The 17,577-nt window shown below is 72.9% G+C and carries 18 protein-coding genes; 7 read left to right on the top strand and 11 right to left on the bottom strand.

The features are described from left to right. The 3 genes from D3273_RS22445 to D3273_RS22435 form a co-directional block, all read left to right on the top strand. A partial coding sequence (locus D3273_RS22445; protein WP_165359615.1) for an IS66 family transposase occupies window positions 1–456 on the top strand: 456 nt, incomplete at its 5' end. Between the two features lie 90 nt (window positions 457–546). Next, on the top strand, window positions 547–714 hold the full coding sequence (locus D3273_RS22440; protein WP_245501336.1) for a hypothetical protein: 168 nt from the start codon (window positions 547–549) through the stop codon (window positions 712–714). A gap of 64 nt (window positions 715–778) precedes the next feature. Beyond that, entirely contained in the window at window positions 779–1,624 is an 846-nt protein-coding gene (locus D3273_RS22435; protein ID WP_129229127.1) for a transporter substrate-binding domain-containing protein, read from the top strand. A gap of 30 nt (window positions 1,625–1,654) precedes the next feature. Here the strand turns inward: D3273_RS22435 and D3273_RS22430 are convergent, their stop codons facing one another. Continuing rightward, the gene (locus tag D3273_RS22430) at window positions 1,655–2,245 is read right to left on the bottom strand and encodes an SCO family protein (RefSeq protein WP_129229126.1); all 591 of its coding nucleotides are present in this window, start codon (window positions 2,243–2,245) and stop codon (window positions 1,655–1,657) included. A 181-nt stretch (window positions 2,246–2,426) separates the two neighbouring features. On the opposite strand from D3273_RS22430, the gene D3273_RS22425 reads away from it, so the two are divergent. Next, window positions 2,427–3,335, top strand: a complete 909-nt coding sequence (locus tag D3273_RS22425) for a dihydrodipicolinate synthase family protein (protein ID WP_428977798.1) — start codon at window positions 2,427–2,429, stop codon at window positions 3,333–3,335. A gap of 30 nt (window positions 3,336–3,365) precedes the next feature. Here D3273_RS22425 and D3273_RS22420 read toward each other — a convergent pair whose 3' ends face one another. From D3273_RS22420 to hrcA, 6 genes are all read right to left on the bottom strand, one after another. Next, window positions 3,366–4,688 (bottom strand): sensor domain-containing diguanylate cyclase, encoded by a 1,323-nt coding sequence (locus D3273_RS22420; protein WP_129229125.1) that lies wholly within the window; start codon window positions 4,686–4,688, stop codon window positions 3,366–3,368. 12 nt (window positions 4,689–4,700) lie between these two features. Next, on the bottom strand, window positions 4,701–5,102 hold the full coding sequence (locus D3273_RS22415) for a phosphonate transporter (protein ID WP_129229124.1): 402 nt from the start codon (window positions 5,100–5,102) through the stop codon (window positions 4,701–4,703). Window positions 5,103–5,227: 125 nt separating this feature from the next. Then, entirely contained in the window at window positions 5,228–6,274 is a 1,047-nt protein-coding gene (locus D3273_RS28870) for a BLUF domain-containing protein (RefSeq protein ID WP_207210872.1), read from the bottom strand. Continuing rightward, complete coding sequence (locus D3273_RS22405) at window positions 6,271–7,998, bottom strand: putative bifunctional diguanylate cyclase/phosphodiesterase (protein ID WP_129229123.1); 1,728 nt, start codon at window positions 7,996–7,998, stop codon at window positions 6,271–6,273. Before D3273_RS22405 ends, D3273_RS28870 begins: the two co-directional genes overlap by 4 nt. Before the next feature lie 324 nt (window positions 7,999–8,322). Next, on the bottom strand, window positions 8,323–9,531 hold the full coding sequence (locus D3273_RS22400) for an AMP-binding protein (protein ID WP_129229122.1): 1,209 nt from the start codon (window positions 9,529–9,531) through the stop codon (window positions 8,323–8,325). A 55-nt stretch (window positions 9,532–9,586) separates the two neighbouring features. Beyond that, the gene (gene hrcA, locus D3273_RS22395) at window positions 9,587–10,672 is read right to left on the bottom strand and encodes a heat-inducible transcriptional repressor HrcA (RefSeq protein ID WP_129229129.1); all 1,086 of its coding nucleotides are present in this window, start codon (window positions 10,670–10,672) and stop codon (window positions 9,587–9,589) included. A gap of 147 nt (window positions 10,673–10,819) precedes the next feature. On the opposite strand from hrcA, the gene D3273_RS29850 reads away from it, so the two are divergent. The 3 genes from D3273_RS29850 to D3273_RS22380 all read left to right on the top strand — a co-directional run bounded on the left by D3273_RS29850 (window position 10,820) and on the right by D3273_RS22380 (window position 13,956). Beyond that, window positions 10,820–11,923, top strand: a complete 1,104-nt coding sequence (locus D3273_RS29850; RefSeq protein WP_129229121.1) for an alkaline phosphatase family protein — start codon at window positions 10,820–10,822, stop codon at window positions 11,921–11,923. Between the two features lie 48 nt (window positions 11,924–11,971). Then, window positions 11,972–12,856 (top strand): alkaline phosphatase family protein, encoded by an 885-nt coding sequence (locus tag D3273_RS29845; protein WP_129229120.1) that lies wholly within the window; start codon window positions 11,972–11,974, stop codon window positions 12,854–12,856. A gap of 74 nt (window positions 12,857–12,930) precedes the next feature. Next, window positions 12,931–13,956 (top strand): type 2 periplasmic-binding domain-containing protein, encoded by a 1,026-nt coding sequence (locus D3273_RS22380; protein ID WP_129229119.1) that lies wholly within the window; start codon window positions 12,931–12,933, stop codon window positions 13,954–13,956. A 59-nt stretch (window positions 13,957–14,015) separates the two neighbouring features. Here D3273_RS22380 and D3273_RS22375 read toward each other — a convergent pair whose 3' ends face one another. The 4 genes from D3273_RS22375 to D3273_RS22360 form a co-directional block, all read right to left on the bottom strand. After that, the gene (locus D3273_RS22375; protein WP_129229118.1) at window positions 14,016–14,459 is read right to left on the bottom strand and encodes an RrF2 family transcriptional regulator; all 444 of its coding nucleotides are present in this window, start codon (window positions 14,457–14,459) and stop codon (window positions 14,016–14,018) included. After that, a complete protein-coding gene (gene dut, locus D3273_RS22370) occupies window positions 14,456–14,926 on the bottom strand; it encodes a dUTP diphosphatase (RefSeq protein WP_129229117.1) in 471 nt (156 codons plus the stop codon). Before dut ends, D3273_RS22375 begins: the two co-directional genes overlap by 4 nt. Then, window positions 14,923–16,236: a bifunctional phosphopantothenoylcysteine decarboxylase/phosphopantothenate--cysteine ligase CoaBC gene (gene coaBC / locus D3273_RS22365; protein ID WP_129229116.1), complete on the bottom strand. Its 1,314-nt coding sequence runs from the start codon at window positions 16,234–16,236 to the stop codon at window positions 14,923–14,925. Before coaBC ends, dut begins: the two co-directional genes overlap by 4 nt. A 416-nt stretch (window positions 16,237–16,652) precedes the next feature. Continuing rightward, a complete protein-coding gene (locus D3273_RS22360) occupies window positions 16,653–17,570 on the bottom strand; it encodes a bestrophin family protein (protein WP_129229115.1) in 918 nt (305 codons plus the stop codon). Window positions 17,571–17,577 lie beyond the last annotated feature (7 nt).

Genomic DNA, 17,577 nt, shown 5'->3' with positions numbered 1-17,577 from the left:
CTCGCCCGCGACGTCGCCTACGCGCTTGATGCCGGCGACGACACCCTTGCCCTGCGGCTCAAGCTGTGGCTCGACGGCGCCTTCGCCCTGGCGCGAACCATCACCACAGCGGCGCCCTCGACCATCAACACCAAGCGCCGCAAGCTGGAGCGCTCGCTCGACGACATCCTCGTCGCCCCGGCCACCTGCGACCTGGCGCGCGACATCCAGAACCGCATGCGCCGCGCCCGCGACCAACTCCTGACCTTCGCTTCCTTCCCCGGACGGGTCGAGGCCACGAACAACGCCTGCGAGCGTGACCTCCGCCCGGCCGTGATCCAGCGCAAGAACACCAACGGCTATCGCGCCATGTGGTCCGCCAAGGGCGAGGCCGCCGTGCGAACCGTGGTGGCCACAGCGCGCATCACCGCAGGCGCGGGCACGTTCAGCACCGTGCTGGGCACCATCGGCGCCTAACGGCGCTCAGCCAAGCCGAGCACCCCGTGGGTAGTTACGGCGGGGAGCCTCGTCACCCTGTCGGCCCTGATCGCCGCGGCCCGCACCGTCATGCCGGGCAAGGGCCAGGTGTTCCCGCCCTTCCAGGGGCTGCAATACATGCGCGACATGTTCTCGGGCCGGGGCAAGCTCGCGCCGCTCGACAACGGCCGCTACCCCGGGCTCCGCTGGACGTCCGTGCGCGAGGTCGTCGCCGAGCGGGACCGCTACGGGGCCTGACGGGGCCTCGGGTCCCGTGGTAGAGCGCGGGGGACCGTCCCCGCCTCCACGCCACGGACCCGCCTTGGCCGCATCCCGACGCCTTCCGGCGCTGATCCTGTCAGCCTTCTGCGCGGCGGTGCCGGCGCGGGCCGCCGCCCCGCCGGACGTCTTCGTGCCGAACCTGTGGGACCCCGCCTCGCCGCCGCCGAAGCCCGATCCGGCGGCGCTGAAGCCCCTGCTCATCGTCACCGGGCAGGACGACCCGCCCTTCGCCTTCACGCTTCCGGACGGGACGCCGGCCGGCTTCGACGTCGACCTGGCCCGCGCCCTCTGCGACGAGCTGAAGGTGACCTGCACGGTCCAGGCGCGGCGCTGGGACACGATCCTGCCCGCGGTGGCGGCCGGGGCCGGCGACGCCGCGGTGGCGTCGGTCGCCATCACGCCGGCCAACCTCGCGGCCGTCGACTTCACCTCGCCCTACTACCGGACCCCCGCCCGCTTCGTGGCCCCGGTCGCCGCGGCGGCGGGCGACGTGCTGCCCGGCACCGTGCGCGGCAAGCGCATCGGCGTGCAGGGCGGCACGGCGCACGAGGCCTATCTCAGGGCCTTCTTCCCGGCCGCCACGCTCGTGCCCTTCGGCTCCGCCGCCGACCTCCGCGCCGCGGTGGCGGCGGGCAGGGTCGACCTCGCCTTCGGCGACGGCATCGCCTTCGCGGGCTGGCTCAACGGGCCGGCGGGCTCGGCCTGCTGCGCCTTCGCGGGCGGACCCTTCACCGACGCGCGCTTCTTCGGCGAGGGCGCCGGCATCGCGGTGAAGCGCGGGCGCGAACCGCTGCGCGTCGCGCTCGATTACGCGTTGTGGCGCCTCGCCCGGGACGGCACCTACGCGGACCTGTGGCTGAAATACTTCCCCGTCAGCCCGTTCTGATGCCCACGGCGGCGCCCTGCCCCGTTCAGCTCAGCTCAGCTTCGCCAGCGTCTTCGCCGCCGCCTCGGGGTCGTCGAGGTCGGGGTTGAACGATTCCACGAAGGCGCCGGTCCCGTCCATCAGGTAGACCACGCCCGTGTGGTCGACGCTGTAGCCGCCGTCCCCCGTCGGCACCTTCTTGGCATACACGCGGTACTCGCGCGCCACCTGGTCTACCGCGGCCTGCGTGCCCGTCAGCCCGACGATGCGGGGGTCGAAGCTCGACAGATAACTCTTCATCACCGCGGGCGTGTCGCGTTCGGGGTCGAGGGTGATGAACAGCGCCTTCACGGACCGGCCGGTCCCCAGGGCGCGAAGCGTCTGCGAGATGGCGTCGAGCGTCGTCGGGCACACGTCCGGGCAATGGGTGTAGCCGAAGAACACCAGCGTCGGCTCGCCCGCGAAGGCCGCCTGCGTGACGGGTCGTCCGTCGCCGTCGACCAGCGCGAAGGGGCCGCCGATGCCGGTGGCGGCCGGGCTCGGCATCCCGGCGCGCTGCACCACGAAGACGCCGAGGACGGCCAGGATGCAGAAGGCCGCGCCGAGCAGCGGCAGGAGCGTGCGGCGGGTCGGCGTGGTCATGGGCGAGGCTCCAAGGGCGGGACTCCGGAAACGCCGCGCATCCCTGCCACGGCGAAACGGCGAAGGCGAGGCGGCGAAGGCGAGGCGGGGAAGGCGAGGCGGGTGCCGCTCCCCCCCGCCCTGGCGCCGGCGCGCGGATCTGCTACCGATCGCGGCGGCACGGTGCCGCCGGAACCGAAGCATGTCTGCCGTCCAAAGCCTGTCGGCCGTCCAGGGCCTGTCCGCCTTCCCCATCACGCCGAGCGGCCCGGACGGCCGGGTCGACGTCGCGGCGCTCCGGCGCATCGTCGCGCCGCTGGCCGACGCGGGGGTCGACTCCATCGGGCTCCTCGGATCGACCGGCTCCTACCCCTACCTCACGCGCGGGGAGCGCCGCCGCGCGCTCGACGCCGCGCTCGACGCGGCGGGCGGTCGCGTGCCCATCCTCGTCGGCGTCGGCGCGCTGCGCACCGACGAAGCGCTGCGCCTCGCCGAGGACGCGCGGGCGGCGGGCGCGGCGGCGGGCCTGCTCGCCCCCGTGTCCTACACGCCCCTGACCGAAGGCGAGGTGTTCGAGCATTTCGCGGCCGTGGCGCGCGCCGGACTGCCGCTCTGCATCTACGACAATCCGTCGACCACCCATTTCGCCTTCACGCCGGAGCTCGTCGGCCGCGTCGCGCGGCTCGACGGCGTGGTGGCGCTGAAGAGCCTCGCCCCGCCGCCCGAGGCCATGGCGGCGCATCTCGGCGCCCTCCGCGCCGCCGGTCCCGCGGGGTTGTCCATCGGCTACAGCGTCGACTGGCACGCCGCCGACGCCCTGCTGGCGGGGGCCGACGCGTGGTACGGCGTCGCGGCGGGGCTGTTCCCGGCGCGCTGCCTCGCGATCCTGCGGGCCGCCCGCGCCGGCGACGCCGCGGAAGCCAGGCGGCTCGACGCCGCGATGCGCCCGCTGTGGGACCTGTTCAAGGCCCATTCGAGCCTGCGCGTCGCCTATGCCGCCGCGGAAGCGCTGGGGATCTGCAGCGCCGAGCCGCCCCGGCCGTTGCTGCCGCTGCCGCGCGCGCTGCGCGACCGGGTGGCCGAGGTCGTCCGCGGGCTCGGGCCGGCCTGACGCCGCCCGTCCGGCGGCCGCCGGACCCGTTCACGCCACCGCGGCGACCCCTTCGGCGATGCCCACCCGGTTGCGGCCCGCATGCTTGGCCGAATACAGCGCCCTGTCGGCCTCGGCCAGCAGGGCCGCCATGGAGCGGACCGACGCCGACACGGTGGCGCAACCGAAGCTCGCCGTGACCCGCAGGGGGCCGGCCGCCGACGGGATCTCGAGCGCCGCCACCCTGGCGCGCAACGCTTCCGCCTTCGCCGAAGCCCCGGCGAGGTCGGTGGCCACCATGGCGACGAACTCCTCGCCCCCTAGCCGCGCGAACGTGTCGGCGGGATCGAGCACGCCCTGGCAGGCCGCCGTGATGGCCTTGAGCACCTCGTCGCCGACGGCGTGGCCGTGCGTGTCGTTGATGCGCTTGAAGTGGTCCACGTCCATCGCCACCACGGACAGCACCTGCCCGCGGTACGGACCCTGGCGAAGCTCGCGCTCGGCGACCTCGAAGAAGTGGGCGCGGTTGCAGGCTCCGGTGAGGTGGTCGGTCTGCAGCAGGCGGCGCAGCTTGGCGGCGTCGAAGGTTTGCCGCGTGGTGGAGCGCAGCACGGCGACGTAGCCCGACGCCGCCCGCTCGAGGGACCGTTCGCCGCTGTCGCGATCGCGGTCGCTCTTCACGACGATCAGGCGCTGGCACCACCGGCGCTCCCCGCCCTTGACCCGCCGCCAGCCCTCGTCGAGGTACCAGCCGTCGCGGCGCGCCAGCGCGATTTTGCCGACCACGTCCGACGCCGCGCCGTCCGCATCCGGGCAGTCGAACACATCCAGCGTGCGGCCGATCACGGCGTCGCGCGGCAGGCCCGTTTCTTCCAGCAGGCCGGCCTTCACGCCGTCGATCCGCCCGGCGCCGTCGAGCGACAGCACGTCGAAATCGTCGGCGCCGTCGAGCAGCGAGGAGAACCACACCTCGGCCTGACGGAGGCGGCGCTCCTGCGCGACCTGGCGCGACACGTCGGACAGGGTCGCGATGAAGCGCTCGTCGCTCAGCTTCACCATGGTGCAGTCGAGCACCGTGGCGCCGCTCGCGTCGTCGACGATGCCTTCCCGGACGAAGACGCGCCGGTTCTCGCACACGGTCCCGCGCCGCCCCGTGAAGCCCTGCGCGAGGTTGCGCAGCTCCGGGCCGCAGCGTTCGAAAGCGGAAAAGAAGTTCGACACGTGGGGCGTCGCCGTCAGGACCTGCATCAGCTGCATGGCCTTCGGGTTCATCAGCCCGATGGTGCCCGAAGCGTCGAAATCCACGAGCCCGACCGGGCACGTGTACAGGAACTGCATGAGGTTCGAGAGTTCGTCGTCACTGTCCGAGCTCATCTCGAGGCCCCTTCAGCGCTGGATCAGGAGGTAACGGCGGGCGCAGGACCCGGCCTTGATGAGGCGCAGCCGCACCGGCGTCGGACGCATGCGCAGGGTGAGCACGTAATCGATGACCTCGTCGATCTCGGGCTCGTCCTCGAAGCGCTGCGCCACCATGAAGTTGTTCATGCACTGGGCGGTTTCGGCGAAGTAGGACCATCCGAGCACGATCGAGCTCGGGATGCCGGCGAGCTTCGACTCGGTGGCGTTGTAGATCTCGGTGGTTCCGTCCGACGCCAGGCCCACGACGCCGTAGGGGAGCGCGTCGACCTGGTCCGGCGTCATCGCATCCAGAACCGCGATGCGGATCTCGGCGAAGTCGAACCTGTCAGGCCCGTCGATCAGCGCGGCCTGAGCCGAATGAGATGACATCCCGTATCCCCGAAGCATGCTTATGACGTTGAGGTCAGAACGGCTGCTGTTGCCTGAAGTTCAAGCAGACCGCTCGCCACACCAGTGATGGACAACGATTTCTTGAAACGCTTCTGAACCGGTTTTCAACTCGCCACCCTCACCAGCGGCGGGCGATCCTGCTCCGCGGCTGGGCGGGGCGCGTCCGCCTGCACGGGCCCGGCGCGCTCGCCCCCCGGGTCGCGGCACAGGGCGAAGGCCAGCGCCCGCGCCCGCTCCGCCCAGATGTCGCGGTGGGCCCGCAGGGTGTCGACCTCCGACAGGCGCGCCTGCAGCGCGTCCCGCTCGGATTCGGCGAAGCGCTGCGCTTCGCGCGCCTTCCGAAGCTCACCGCGCAGCTGCGAGCCGCGGTCGGCCCAGATGTCGCGGTGGCGCCCGACGGCCTCGATCTCGTGTGCGGCCCTGGCGAGGGCGATCCGCGCCGCGTCGAGGTCCCCGCGCAGCGCCGTCGTGCGGTCCCGCTCCTCGTCGAGCGCCGCGCGCAGCACGCCCGCGTCGACCTCCGACGCGGCCTCGGCCGGCCCGTGGACGTCCGGCCCGGCGGCGGGCGCCGGGGGGGCCTGGACCGTCGGCGGAACCGGAGCGGGGCTGGCGTCGAGCGCCGCGGCGGCGCGGAACTCGGGCCGCTCGGCGGCGAGGGCGGAGCGCAGGCGTTCGACGTCGAGCCCGGGGTGCCGCGGCTCGGTCGGGGCGGCCGAAGCGCCGTCCTCGTCGGCCCGCACCAGGGCGAGCAGGGCCGAGCAGAAGCCGTGGCCCTCGACGCGCCCGAGGTCGAAGCCGGTGGTCCGGGCGAGGCCCTCCCAAAGCGCGCGTCCCCGCGCGGCGCGGCCCACGAAGCCCATGGACCAGCTCGAAAAGAAGCGTTCCCCCACGAACTCGCATTGCAGGACGCTGAGGTCGCGATGGCGCGGGTCGCGCTGGATGCGCTCGAAGGTCGCTTCGACGGCGGCGCGGGGACCTTCGAGCACCTGGGCGAAGCTGCCCGTGCTGAACAGCAGCGCACCCGTCACGCCCGCGCGGGCGTTGTTGCGCCGCGACGCGTCCACGATGCGCGCGACGGTGCGCTCCTGCGCGGCCTCGTCCCCGCCGACGAGGCTGCGGCTCGTGTAGACCAGGCGATACAGGGCGGTCATCGTCGCGGCTCCGAGTGCTGCGGATCGAAGGATCGGGCCGCCGTGTCCGCCTGGTCGGCGAAAAGGCGGGCGATGGCGGCGGCCGGCATGGGGCGGCCGATGTGGTAGCCTTGCACGGCCGTGCAGCCTTCGGAGCGGATGTCGCGCATCTGCTCGGGCGTCTCCACCCCTTCCGCGATCGTGGTCATGCCGTAGGTGGCCCCGAGGCTGGCGATGGCGCGCACCACCGCCATGGCGTCGCGCTCGGCCTTCGGCCCCGACACGAAGGAGCGGTCGATCTTGATGCGGTCGAACGGGAAGGCGCGGAGGGAGCTCAGCGACGCGTAGCCGGTGCCGAAGTCGTCCATGGCGATGCGCGGCCCGAGCGCCCGCAGGGCGTTGAGCGTGTCGATGTTGGCCTGGCTTTCCTGGAGGAGCAGCCCTTCGGTGATCTCGAGCTCCAGGCGGCCGGGCGCCAGCCCGGCGGCGGCGAGCGCCGACGCCACGGCGCCGACCAGCGCCGGGCTCCTGAACTGGGCGGGGGACAGGTTGACCGCCACGGTGACGTCGCCCGGCCAACGCGCGGCTTCGCGGCAAGCGGTGCGCAGGACCCATTCACCGATGGGGACGATGAGGCCGATCTCCTCGGCCAGCGGGATGAACTCGGCGGGCGACACGGTGCCCCGCGTCGGGTGATGCCAGCGGATCAGCGCTTCGCACCCCACCAGCCGGTCGCTGTCGAGGTCCATCTGGGGCTGGTACACCAGTTCGAACTGGTCGAGCACCAGGGCGCGGCGGAGGTCGATCTCCAAAGCGCGGCGGGCCTGGCTGCACGCGTCCATGCCGGTCTCGAAGAAGCGCGCCGTGGCGCGGCCGTCGCGCTTGGCGCGGTCGAGCGCGAGATCGGCGTGCTTGAGCAGCGTGTCGGCGTCGCCGCCGGCCCCGGACGACAGCGCCACGCCCACGCTGGCGCCGATGTTGACCAGGTGTCCCTCGATCACGTAGGCGCGGCCCACCAAGTCGACGATCCGGTCCGCCAGGGGCTCGGCGTCGGGCGCTTCGCCGGCGCCGTCCTGCATCACCGCGAAGGCGTCGCCGCCCAGGCGCGCCAGGCCGTCCTGGCGCCGCAGGGTCGTGTGCAGCCGGCCGGCCGCCATCCTCAGCACCCCGTCGCCGATCGCGTGGCCGAGCGTGTCGTTGACGGGCCTGAAGCGGTCGAGCCCGATGGCGAGCACGGCGACCTGCGCGTCGGGGCGGCTCAGCGCTTCCGCGAGCCGCGTTCGGAAGGCCGCGCGGTCTTCCAGGCCCGTCACGGGATCGCGGTGCCCTTCGACGGCGGCGGCGGGCCGGCGCTCCTCCACCGTCACGGCCCAGCCGGCCCCCGGCAGGGTCCTCACCGCGCAGGCGACCAGCCCGTCGGGCGCCGTGACGACGGTGGCGCCGCCCCGGCGCAGCGCCCCGCGGGGCCGCGTGCGGACGAGGCCCCGCGCTTCGCGCCAGGCCCGGCCGAGGTCGGCCAGAACGCGGCGGAGGTGGCGGCCGACGACTTCGCGGTCAGCCTCGATGGCGAGCAGAAGGCGGGCCCGGGGCGAGCACAGCGCGACGCGGCCGTCCCGCTCCACCACGACGAGGCCGCGATCGGGATCGTCGAGATAGGCGGCGACCGCCTTCGACCCGATCGGCTCGCCGATGGATGAGGGCACTCCGGTCAGGCGCCGTTCCCGGCGCGTGTTCGACAGATCCATCTCGCGCCATTCTGCATCGGCGATGATGAGCCCCCGTGCGGATCACCGGGGCTCGACGACACCTGGGCTTCGACACCGGCCCGGCGCCGCTCCCGCGAAGGCCGAGGCTCCCGACGGGATCGGACGGGGAAACGAGGTCTCGTCGAAGTCCGCACGTCACAGTGCATGCGATTCGGTCAACAAAGCGTGATGTCCGCGCGGCGGAGCACAGAAACCGCCCCGTCACGGCCCGGTCGGCCAAGGTCATCCCCTGGTGGGTGCGATGGACATCCAGGCCCGATGCGACAGGATGTCATCGCGAATCTGCGGCGGACGCGCCCGGGATCACCAGTCGAAAGTTTCGCCGGGCGTTTCGACGCGCAGGTCGGCCCCGACCGCGATGGTGCCCGGACGTTCGGCCGCCTGCAGGTGGTCCGCCGCCCAGGCCGCCACGGCGCCGGCCAGGGTCGCGCCGTCGGTGCCGGGCTCGGGCACCAGATAGGCCTTGAGGCGGGCGCCTTCCTCGGCCCGCATGAGGCGGACGACGGCGTGGCGGACGCCGGGCCGGCGACGCAGCCGTTCCGCCACGGCCGCGGGCGCCACGTTGACGCCGCCGACCTGCACCATGCCGTCGCGCCGGCCGTCGAGCCGGAAGCTCCGCGGCGCGTTACGGACGATCCTGTCCATCAGCGGGTGGAGGGTGCCGTCGGCGTGGATCAGCGCCGGCGCGTCGCCCCGGTGCGGCTCGGCGAAGGTCCATTGCGGCATCAGGCCGTAGGGCTCGTCCGGCGCGTCCCGCCACGCGATGCCGGCCGTTTCCGACGACCCGTAGACTTCCGTCAACCGCGACAGGCCGCGCTCGGCGAGGACTTCGGCGAGGGCGGGCGGGCACGGCGCCGTCGACACCACGCCGTGGATCCCGGCGGGCCAAGCCGGGACGCTGCGGGCGAGATAGGCCCAGCGCTCCGGGAACGACACGACGAGGTCGCCGGGCCGGAGCGCGGCGGCGAGTTCCTCGGGGCCGAGATCGTCGGCGGCGAGGCAGGGCACCGCGAGGCGCGTCGGCAGCAGGGCGGTGAACAGGAACCCGTAGATGTGGTGGGCGGGCGCGAGCGCCACGACCCGGCGGCGGTCCGCCCAGCGCGCCGCCAGGGCTTCGACCTCGGCGTGGAGGTGCGCCGCCGTCTGCGGGCAGCGCTTCGGGCGGCCGGTCGAGCCCGAGGTGGCGAAGGTGACGCGGTCGACGCCGGCCCGCCACGCGGATTCCACGGCGTCGATCCACCCCCCGAAGGCGGAAACGTCGAGCAGGTTCCGCTCGGTCCGGACCTCGTGGAGGTTGAACATCTCGTTGACGGCCGCGGCGAGCGACAGGAGGTCGAGGGAATCGCAGCCGATGCCACCCTGCCCGAGCGGCAGGTCGTCGTCCCAGGGGCCGGGGACCGACGGCGGCGCCGCCGACGGACCGTGGCGGCCCCGCGCGGCGCGGAGTTCCGCCAGGAGCAGGCTGCGGAGCACGCGCGCCAGGGCGCGCCGGGACAGGATCGGGGACGGCATGGAGCCCGGTCTAACCCGAAACCCCGCCGCGGCCCAACGCGTCCGCGCGCCGCCTTCAGCCGAACGGGCCGCGCACCAGCCGGGAAATCACCTGCGCGGTGTAGTCGACCATCGGCACCACGCGGGCGTAGTTCAGCCGCGTCGGGCCGATGATGCCGAGCACGCCGACGATGCGCTGCTGCCCGTCGCGGAACGGCGCCGCCACCATGGAGGAGCCCGACAGCGAGAACAGCTTGTTCTCCGCCCCGATGAAGATGCGCACGCCTTCGCCCGTTTCGGCGCGGTTGAGGAGGTCGATGACGTCGGTCTTGGTTTCGAGGTCGGCGAAGAGCAGGCGGATGCGCTCGAGGTCGCCCAATGCGGTGAGGTCGTCGAGCAGGTTGGCCTGGCCGCGCACGATGAGCTGGCGCTCGCCCCCCAGCCCCGCCCAGCCCGCGAGGCCCGCGTCGACGAGCCGGGCGGTCAGCTGGTCGAGCTCGCCCTGGGCGGCGGAGCGCTCGCCCTCGATCTCGGCCCGGGACTCGGCGAGGGTGCGGCCGCGGATGCGGGCGTTGAGGTAGTTGCCGGCCTCGACCAGCGCCGAAGGCGGCAGCCCCGGCGGGATCAGCACCACGCGGTTCTCGACCGAGCCGTCCTCGGCCACCAGGATGGCGAGCGCGCGCTCGGGCTCGAGCCGCACGAACTCGATGTGCTTCAGCCGCGCGTTGTCCTTGCTGGTGACGACGACCCCGGCGCCCCGCGTCAGGCCCGACAGCAGGCTGGTCGCCTCCACCAGCGCGTTTTCCAGCGTGCGGTCCTTCGAAGCGGCGCGGAGGTCCGCCTCGATGCGGCGGCGCTCCCCGTCGCCGATGTCGCCGATCTCCAGCAGCGCGTCCACGAAGAAGCGCAGCCCCATCTGGGTCGGCAACCGTCCCGCGCTGGTGTGCGGCGAGAAGACGAGGCCCAACTCCTCCAGGTCCTGCATCACGTTGCGGACCGAAGCCGGCGACAGCGTCATGGGGAGGATGCGCGACAGCTGCCGCGATCCCACGGGCTCGCCCGTCTGCAGGTAGCCGTCGACGATCCGGCGGAAGATCTCGCGGGAGCGCTCGTTGAGGGCCGCGAGCACGCCGGCCGTCGAAGCGTCGATCATCGGGGTCATGCCGGTGAGGATGGGCCCTGCCGCGGGTGCTGGCAAGCGCGGCGCGCGGGCGCGGGATGTCACGCGGGCGTCATCGATGGCGACCTAAACGTGGCCATCTTCTCCCAGCCGCGCCGGTATCGCGGCCTTTCCGTGTCCGGAGCCTCGATGACCTTCGCGAAACGTCTTCGTGCCTCGACCGCCCTCCTGGCGGTCGCCGGCCTGCTGCAGACCCAGGCGGCCTTCGCCCAAACGGCTTCGGCCGACGCCGCCCCGACGGTGATGCCGGATTCGAGCCGCTTCGTGAAGCAATACGCGTCCGTGCCGGCGCTCGCGCCCCAGCTGACCTACGCGCAGAAGCAGGCCCTGCTGAAGCAGAAGATCAAATACGTCTTCGTGCTGTTCCAGGAGAACCGCAGCTTCGACAACTACTTCGCCACCTTTCCCGGCGCGCGCGGCTTGTTCAGCGGCGGCAAGCTGAACACGGCGCTGCCCGGCGCCGTGCAGCGCATCGTCAACACGGACGGCTCGGTCGGCACGATCTCGCCCTTCCTGATCCCGCAGAGCGTGACGGCGGCCAACGGCAAGACCGTGCCGCTCTACCCCGCCGACCTCGGCGACGTGGACCACGGCCACACCGGCATCGCGGTCGGCATCGACGTCGACCCGGCCACCGGCAAGTCGCGCAACGACCGCTTCGCCATCGACAACGAGGGCCTGACCACGGACGCGGCCGGCCGTCTCGTGTCGAAGACGACGCTGATGCCGGCCACCACCAGGCCCACGCTGGCGCAGAAGCAGACCGCCGAGCTGGTGATGGCGCATGTCGACTGCGACACCGTGCCGTTCATGTGGCAATACGCCGACCGCTTCGCGCTGTTCGACAATTTCCACATGACGGTGGACGGGCCCTCGACGCCCAACGCCATCGCGATGATCGCCGGCCAGGGCGGCGAAACCCAATACGTCAAGCACCCCGACCAGGTCGCCAACGAGCCCGTGACGGGCGATCCCGGCCCGTTCCCGGGCTCGAACCTCGACAAGTCCGCCGTGAAGCCGACCTTCAACCCGGCCGACGAGAACCCCAACAAGCCGACGAACCCGCAAACCTACGCGTCGCTGCCGCTGTCCTTCATGGGTCCGCAGATCCAGAACATCATCAAGTCGGACGAGAACCCGATGATGGACCTGCTCGACGTCCAGAACGACATCGGCACCATCGCCAAGCAGAACAAGACCAACGTCCCCTGGGGCTGGTACCAGGAAGGCTAGGACCACGAGCCCTTCGACACGACCGGCACGGCGTCGACGGCGAGCTACATCGTCCACCACAACGGCCCGCAGTATTTCGGCTATGTCGGCGACAACCCGCAGGAGCTGCTGCACCTGCACGGCCTCGGCGACTTCTACACCGACCTGTCCAACAGGGCCCTGCCGGCGGCGGGCGGCGTGTTCTACGTGCGCGGCGGCTACAACAACCTGGACGGCCTCGTGCCGCAGGACCCGAACCCCGCCGTGCAGGCGGCCTTCAAGGGCAACAACGACCACCCGGCCTACTCGGACTCGCAGATCTCCGAGGCCGCGCTCGCCGACGCCGTCAACGCCATCGCGATGAGCCCCTACTGGAAGGACAGCGCGATCATCATCAGCTACGACGAATCGGACGGCTACTACGACCACGAGTCCTTCGCGATCCGGTCCTACAGCCCGGACGGCCTGCCCTACGCGGCCGGCTCGCGCATCCCCGCCATCGTGATCTCGCCCTACAGCCTCGCCCATGTGGCGGTGCATTCCTATGCCGAGCACTCGTCCATCATCAAGTTCATCAACCACCTGTTCGGCCTGACGCCGCTGGCCGAGCTGCCCGACGAGGCTTCGGCCCGCGCCGCCGGCCTCGCCGCCTACGGCCAGCCCAGCCTCGGCCCCGCCGACAGCGACACCGTGTGGCAGATGACCGACATGTCGAACGCCTTCGACAACGCGCGCCTCACCGGCAAGCAGCCCCCGCTGCCGCCCGCCTATGCGACCATCCCCCCCGCCCAGGTGCATTCGCTGCCGCACTATGGCGGCCAGGGGTGCAGGACGCTGAACATCACCCCGACCGACTACGTCAACGGCACGCCGGTCGACCCGGCCCCGGCCGACTTCAACCCCCGGCCGACCCAGACCCCCGGCACGCCCACGTCCGGCACCTGGACGCCCTGATCCGAGCCGATCCGCCATCATCCGGAAGGGGCCGGGCCGGGCCCGGCCCCTTCTTCAGCCGAAGGACATCACCGATGAAGTTCGCCGCGTCCCTGTGCGTTCCGGCCCTGGCGCTCGCCGCGGCGCTGGCCGCCCCTCCCGCCAGCGCCGGTGCCGTGCTCGACCGCGTCAAGGCCGCCGGCGTGCTGCGGTGCGGCGTGCTGACCGAGCCCGACGACTGGACCAAGGACGACGTCCACGGCCCCCTGCCCGAACTGGGACGGGACCTGTGCCGCGCGACCGCCGCGGCCGTGCTGGGCTCGGCCGACCGGGTGAAGATCGTCGACGCGCCGTCGGAACTCTACGGCTTCAAGGACCTGCAGTCGGGCAAGATCGACATGCTGATGGGGGCGGCGCCCTCGGCGGCGTCGAGCGTGGCCTTCGGGGTGTCCTTCGCGCGGCCGGTGTTCCTCGACGGCGACGCCCTGATGGTGCACCGCGATTCCGGCATCAAGGGCTTCGACGACCTCGCCGGCCGCACCGTCTGCTACATCGTCGACACGGAAGCCGCGGCGGTGCTCGACGCCGAAGCGGCGCGCCGCCACGTCGGCTTCAAGCCCTGGAACTTCGAGGAAAACGGCGAACTCCTCGCCGCCGTGGTGGGCCGGAGCTGCGACGCCTATTTCAACAGCGCGACGCGCCTCGCCGAAGCCCGCACCAACTTCCACGCCCGGGTGGCGGATTTCACCATCCTGCCGGAGCGCTATTCCGTCCTGCCCCTCACCCCGGCGGTGGCGAACGGCGACGCGGCCTGGGCCGAGGTGGTGGACGCCGTGGCGGCGGCGCCCGTGCAGGCCGAGGCCGGCGGGATCGACCGGGCCCACGCCGACGCGCTGCGCGACTCGTCGAACCCGCTGCTGCGCCCGCTCGGCGGGACGCTGACCGGCATCGACCCGGCGGTCGTCGACGCCGGCTGGGCGGCGCGCGCCGTCGGCACGATCGGCAACGCCGCCGAACTCTTCGAGCGCGACCTCGGCGCGGGATCGGACCTCAAGCTGCCGCGCGGCGCCAACGCGCTGTGGACGCAGGGCGGGCTGATGGTGCCCCAAGCGCCGCACTGACGCCGGGGCATCCGGCCCCGGGCGACGTCCGGCGCCGTCGAGCTTCCCGCCCGCTGCCGTCAGATGGCGAAATCGATCCCGGCGTCGCGTTCCACGCCGGCGGCCTCGGCCCTCGCGCAGAGGTCGGCGACGGTGGTGCCGTCGAGGGCCGCCAGATACGCGTCGCCGGCGGGCCGCAGCGCCGGCGCCACCACGGCATCGACGAAGGACGGCCGCGGGCGCGGCTTCGCATCCGCCTCCCCCACGCGGGCGGCGGCCCGCAGGATCTCGCCGACCGTGATGCGCCGCCGCTCGCGCGCGAGCGCGTAGCCGCCGCGGGGGCCGCGCGTGCCCTTGAGCACGCCGGCCCGCACGAGTTCCTGCAGCAGCGTTTCGAGGTGGCGCGGCATGAGCCCGTGGCGGGCCGACAGCGCCTTGGCGGACACCGGCGCCATGCGGCCGTTCAAGGCGATGTCCACCACGGTGGCGACCGCGAGGAGGCTGCGCTCGGGCAGGAGATTCATCCGCGCCGGATCGCCGGGGCGTGGCCCGTCGAGCCGAAGCCGCCCGCGCCCCGCGCCGTCCCGTCGAGCGGGCCCTCGACCCAGGCCAGGCGCTCGACCCGCGCCAGCACGAGCTGGGCGATGCGCGTGCCGCGCTCGACGCGGAAGGCTTCCGCCCCGTGGTTGACCAGCAGCACGCCGATCTCGCCGCGATAATCGGCGTCGACCGTGCCCGGGCTGTTCAGCACCGTGACGCCGTGGCGCAGCGCGAGGCCGGACCGGGGCCGGACCTGAGCCTCGTAGCCCTCGGGCAGCGCCAGAGCGAGGCCCGTCGGCACGAGGGCGCGGGCGCCGGGCTCGATCGCCACGGCGGCGCCTTCGGGCAGCGCCGCCACGAGGTCGAGCCCGGCGGCGCCCTCCGTCTGATAGGCCGGCAGGTCGAGCCCCTCCGCGTGCGGCAGGCGGAGGACCCGCACCGCCACCGTCACGGGCGCGCGTCCAGCAGGGCGGCGAAGCGCGCGACGAGGCGGCGCGCCACCTCGTCCTTGCCGAGCTTCGGCCAAGCCTCGATCCGCGCGTCGCCCCCCGCCCCGGCGGCGCCACGGCTCACGAGATGCACCTCGTTGTCGGCTCCCCCCATCACGCCGGAGCCTGAGCCGACGTCGTTGGCGACGATCACGTCGGCGCCCTTCCGCCGCAGCTTGTCCGCCGCGTGGTCGAGGAGGCGGTCGGTTTCGGCCGCGAAGCCGACCACGAGCCGCGGCCGGCCTTCACGGCGCGCCGCCACGGCGGCGAGGATGTCGGGATTGCGGTCGAGCGCCAGGACCGGGTCGGGCGCGCCGTCCCGCTTCTTGATCTTGAGGTCGGCGGCGACCGTCGGCCGCCAGTCCGCCACCGCGGCGGCGGCCACGAAGAGGTCGGCGGGCAGCGCCGCCTCGACGGCGGACAGCATCTCGCGGGCGGTCTCGACCCGCACGACGGCGACGCCCGCGGGATCGGCGATCGACACGGGTCCGGACACCAGCACGACCTCGGCGCCGGCCGCCGCCGCCGCCGCCGCGATGGCGTGGCCCTGCCGCCCGGAGGACCGGTTGGCGATGTAGCGGACGGGGTCGATGGATTCGTGGGTCGGGCCGGAGGTCACCACCACGCGCCGCCCGCGCAGGGCCCCGGGCGGCGGGGCGGGCAGCGGCACGGCGGTGTCGCCCGCCAGGGCCCGGGCGGCGGCGGCCACGATGTCGAGCGGCTCGGCCATCCGGCCGGGGCCGAACTCGCCGCAGGCCATGGCGCCCTCGCCGGGCCCGACCACCAGGACGCCGTCGGCGCGGAGCCGCTCGAGGTTGCGCCGGGTGGCGGGGTGCAGCCACATGCGGACGTTCATGGAAGGCGCCATCAGCACGCGCTTGTCGGTGGCGAGCAGGAGCGTCGAGGCGAGGTCGTCGGCGAGGCCGTTGGCGGCCTTGGCCATGAGGTTGGCGGTGGCGGGCGCCACCAGCACGAGGTCGGCGCTGCGCGACAGCTGGATATGCCCCATCTCGGCTTCGTCGGTGAGGGAGAAGAGGTCGTCGTGGACGCGCTCGCCCGTGAGGCTCGCCACCGCCAGGGGGGTGACGAACTGCGCCGCCGAGGCCGTCATCACCGCCCGCACGGCGGCGCCGCGCTCCCGCAGGCGGCGGATCAGGTCCAGCGCCTTGTAGGCCGCGATGCCGCCGCCCACGATCAGCAGCACGCGCCGGCCCCGCAGCGCGTCGCCGGGCGACGGCTCCGAGGCGGCCGATGCCGCGCCACCTTCCGCCATGGAACCCCCTTCCAGCGCCGCCACCGATCGGAGCCGTTCATCACGACGAAAAGCCGATCGCGCTCGAGCCCGAAAAGGCTTGCGACGATCGGCAAAGCGTGGCATAGACGTCTTGCAACGTTTTCGTTGCATGCCCTTTTTGGGCGTTTCCTCCCTAGACTCGGGCCGTCCTTCGGGGCGGTCTTTTTTTTATTCTCCGGCATCCTCACCCGCTCTGGGGGACGCTTTCGGGGCCGAGGCATCGTCGGCTCGGTTTCAAGGTTTCACCACATTGCTCTGCGCTTGGCAAGCAGCGGGACCACGATTTCACGTTTTTCTAGGCATAACTCCGCGAACATCGTCGCAAACTGCCGCTTTCCTCGGCATATGAGCTTCTGCTCTCCTTTTGCAGATTTGCTCCCCCGCCGGCACGGCGATCAGGTGAGCAGGAAGTCCACCGGCCGCAGCGGCTCGGGGAGCACCGGGTCGCCCAGCATCTCGCGGATGTCGATCTCGATGCCGCGCGTCATGGCGCTGAGCGGAAGCGCGTTCTGCCCCGTGCCGAAGGGGTTCTCCAGCTCGTCGCCGAGCGCGTCGAGACCGAAGAACGTGTAGCTCACGATGAGCACGATCAGCGGCGTCCACGGCCCGGCCGCCCCCGCGAGGCCGAAGGGGAGCAGCAGGCAGAACAGGTAGGCGGTGCGGTGCAGCATCAGCGTGTAGGTGTAGGGCACCGGCATGCCCCGGATCCGCTCGGCGGCGGCCAGCACCCCCGACAGCGACACGAGCCGCTCTTCGAGCGTTTGAAGCATCTGGGGGGCGATGCCGCCCGCCGCGGCCCTGGCGGCGGCGTCCCGGCCGATGGCGGCGAGCAGCATGTTGGGGGGATTGCGGGCGGCCGCGACCTCGGTGGCTCCGCCTTCGGCGAGGGCGGCCAGGGCGTCCGCGCCCGGCGGCTCCGCCCGCATGTGGTGGCGCAGGAGGTGGGAGAAGGCGACCGCGCGCCATGCCCCGCGCCGCGCCGCGGCGGGATCGTCGGGCCCGATGTAGCTCAGCTGCTGGCGGGCGAGGCTCCGGGCGTCGACGAGCAGCTGCCCGAACACCTTGCGGCCTTCCCACCAGCGGTCGTAGCAGGCCGAGTTGCGAAACCCGGCGAAGATCGAGAGCGCGATGCCGATGAGCGAGAAGGGCAGAGCGGCGATGTCGTGCAGCTGCAGCATCCCCCGGTCCTCGAGGACCACCACGGCGATCGACAGCGACGTCACCACGACGAGGCGCGGCGCGATGGTGGGGATGATGGATCCCCGCATCACGAAGAGGAGCTGCCAGGCGCTCGGTTTGTCGCGGACGATCACGGCGTCA

This window comes from Lichenibacterium minor (genome assembly GCF_004137685.1).
Lineage (GTDB): Bacteria > Pseudomonadota > Alphaproteobacteria > Rhizobiales > Beijerinckiaceae > Lichenihabitans > Lichenihabitans minor.
The sequence above is the reverse complement of the archived record's forward strand: the minus strand, read 5'-3'. Positions and strand labels throughout refer to the sequence as shown.

Bases quoted from the DNA above. Each gene is read 5' to 3' on its own strand.
- D3273_RS22440 (WP_245501336.1), top strand. From the start codon at position 547: ATGCCGGGCAAGGGCCAGGTGTTCCCGCCCTTCCAGGGGCTGCAATAC.
- D3273_RS22430 (WP_129229126.1), bottom strand. From the start codon at position 2,245: ATGACCACGCCGACCCGCCGCACGCTCCTGCCGCTGCTCGGCGCGGCC.
- D3273_RS22425 (WP_428977798.1), top strand. From the start codon at position 2,427: ATGTCTGCCGTCCAAAGCCTGTCGGCCGTCCAGGGCCTGTCCGCCTTC.
- D3273_RS22420 (WP_129229125.1), bottom strand. From the start codon at position 4,688: ATGAGCTCGGACAGTGACGACGAACTCTCGAACCTCATGCAGTTCCTG.
- D3273_RS22415 (WP_129229124.1), bottom strand. From the start codon at position 5,102: ATGTCATCTCATTCGGCTCAGGCCGCGCTGATCGACGGGCCTGACAGG.
- D3273_RS28870 (WP_207210872.1), bottom strand. From the start codon at position 6,274: ATGACCGCCCTGTATCGCCTGGTCTACACGAGCCGCAGCCTCGTCGGC.
- D3273_RS22405 (WP_129229123.1), bottom strand. From the start codon at position 7,998: ATGGATCTGTCGAACACGCGCCGGGAACGGCGCCTGACCGGAGTGCCC.
- D3273_RS22400 (WP_129229122.1), bottom strand. From the start codon at position 9,531: ATGCCGTCCCCGATCCTGTCCCGGCGCGCCCTGGCGCGCGTGCTCCGC.
- hrcA (WP_129229129.1), bottom strand. From the start codon at position 10,672: ATGACCCCGATGATCGACGCTTCGACGGCCGGCGTGCTCGCGGCCCTC.
- D3273_RS29850 (WP_129229121.1), top strand. From the start codon at position 10,820: ATGACCTTCGCGAAACGTCTTCGTGCCTCGACCGCCCTCCTGGCGGTC.
- D3273_RS22380 (WP_129229119.1), top strand. From the start codon at position 12,931: ATGAAGTTCGCCGCGTCCCTGTGCGTTCCGGCCCTGGCGCTCGCCGCG.
- D3273_RS22375 (WP_129229118.1), bottom strand. From the start codon at position 14,459: ATGAATCTCCTGCCCGAGCGCAGCCTCCTCGCGGTCGCCACCGTGGTG.
- coaBC (WP_129229116.1), bottom strand. From the start codon at position 16,236: ATGGCGGAAGGTGGCGCGGCATCGGCCGCCTCGGAGCCGTCGCCCGGC.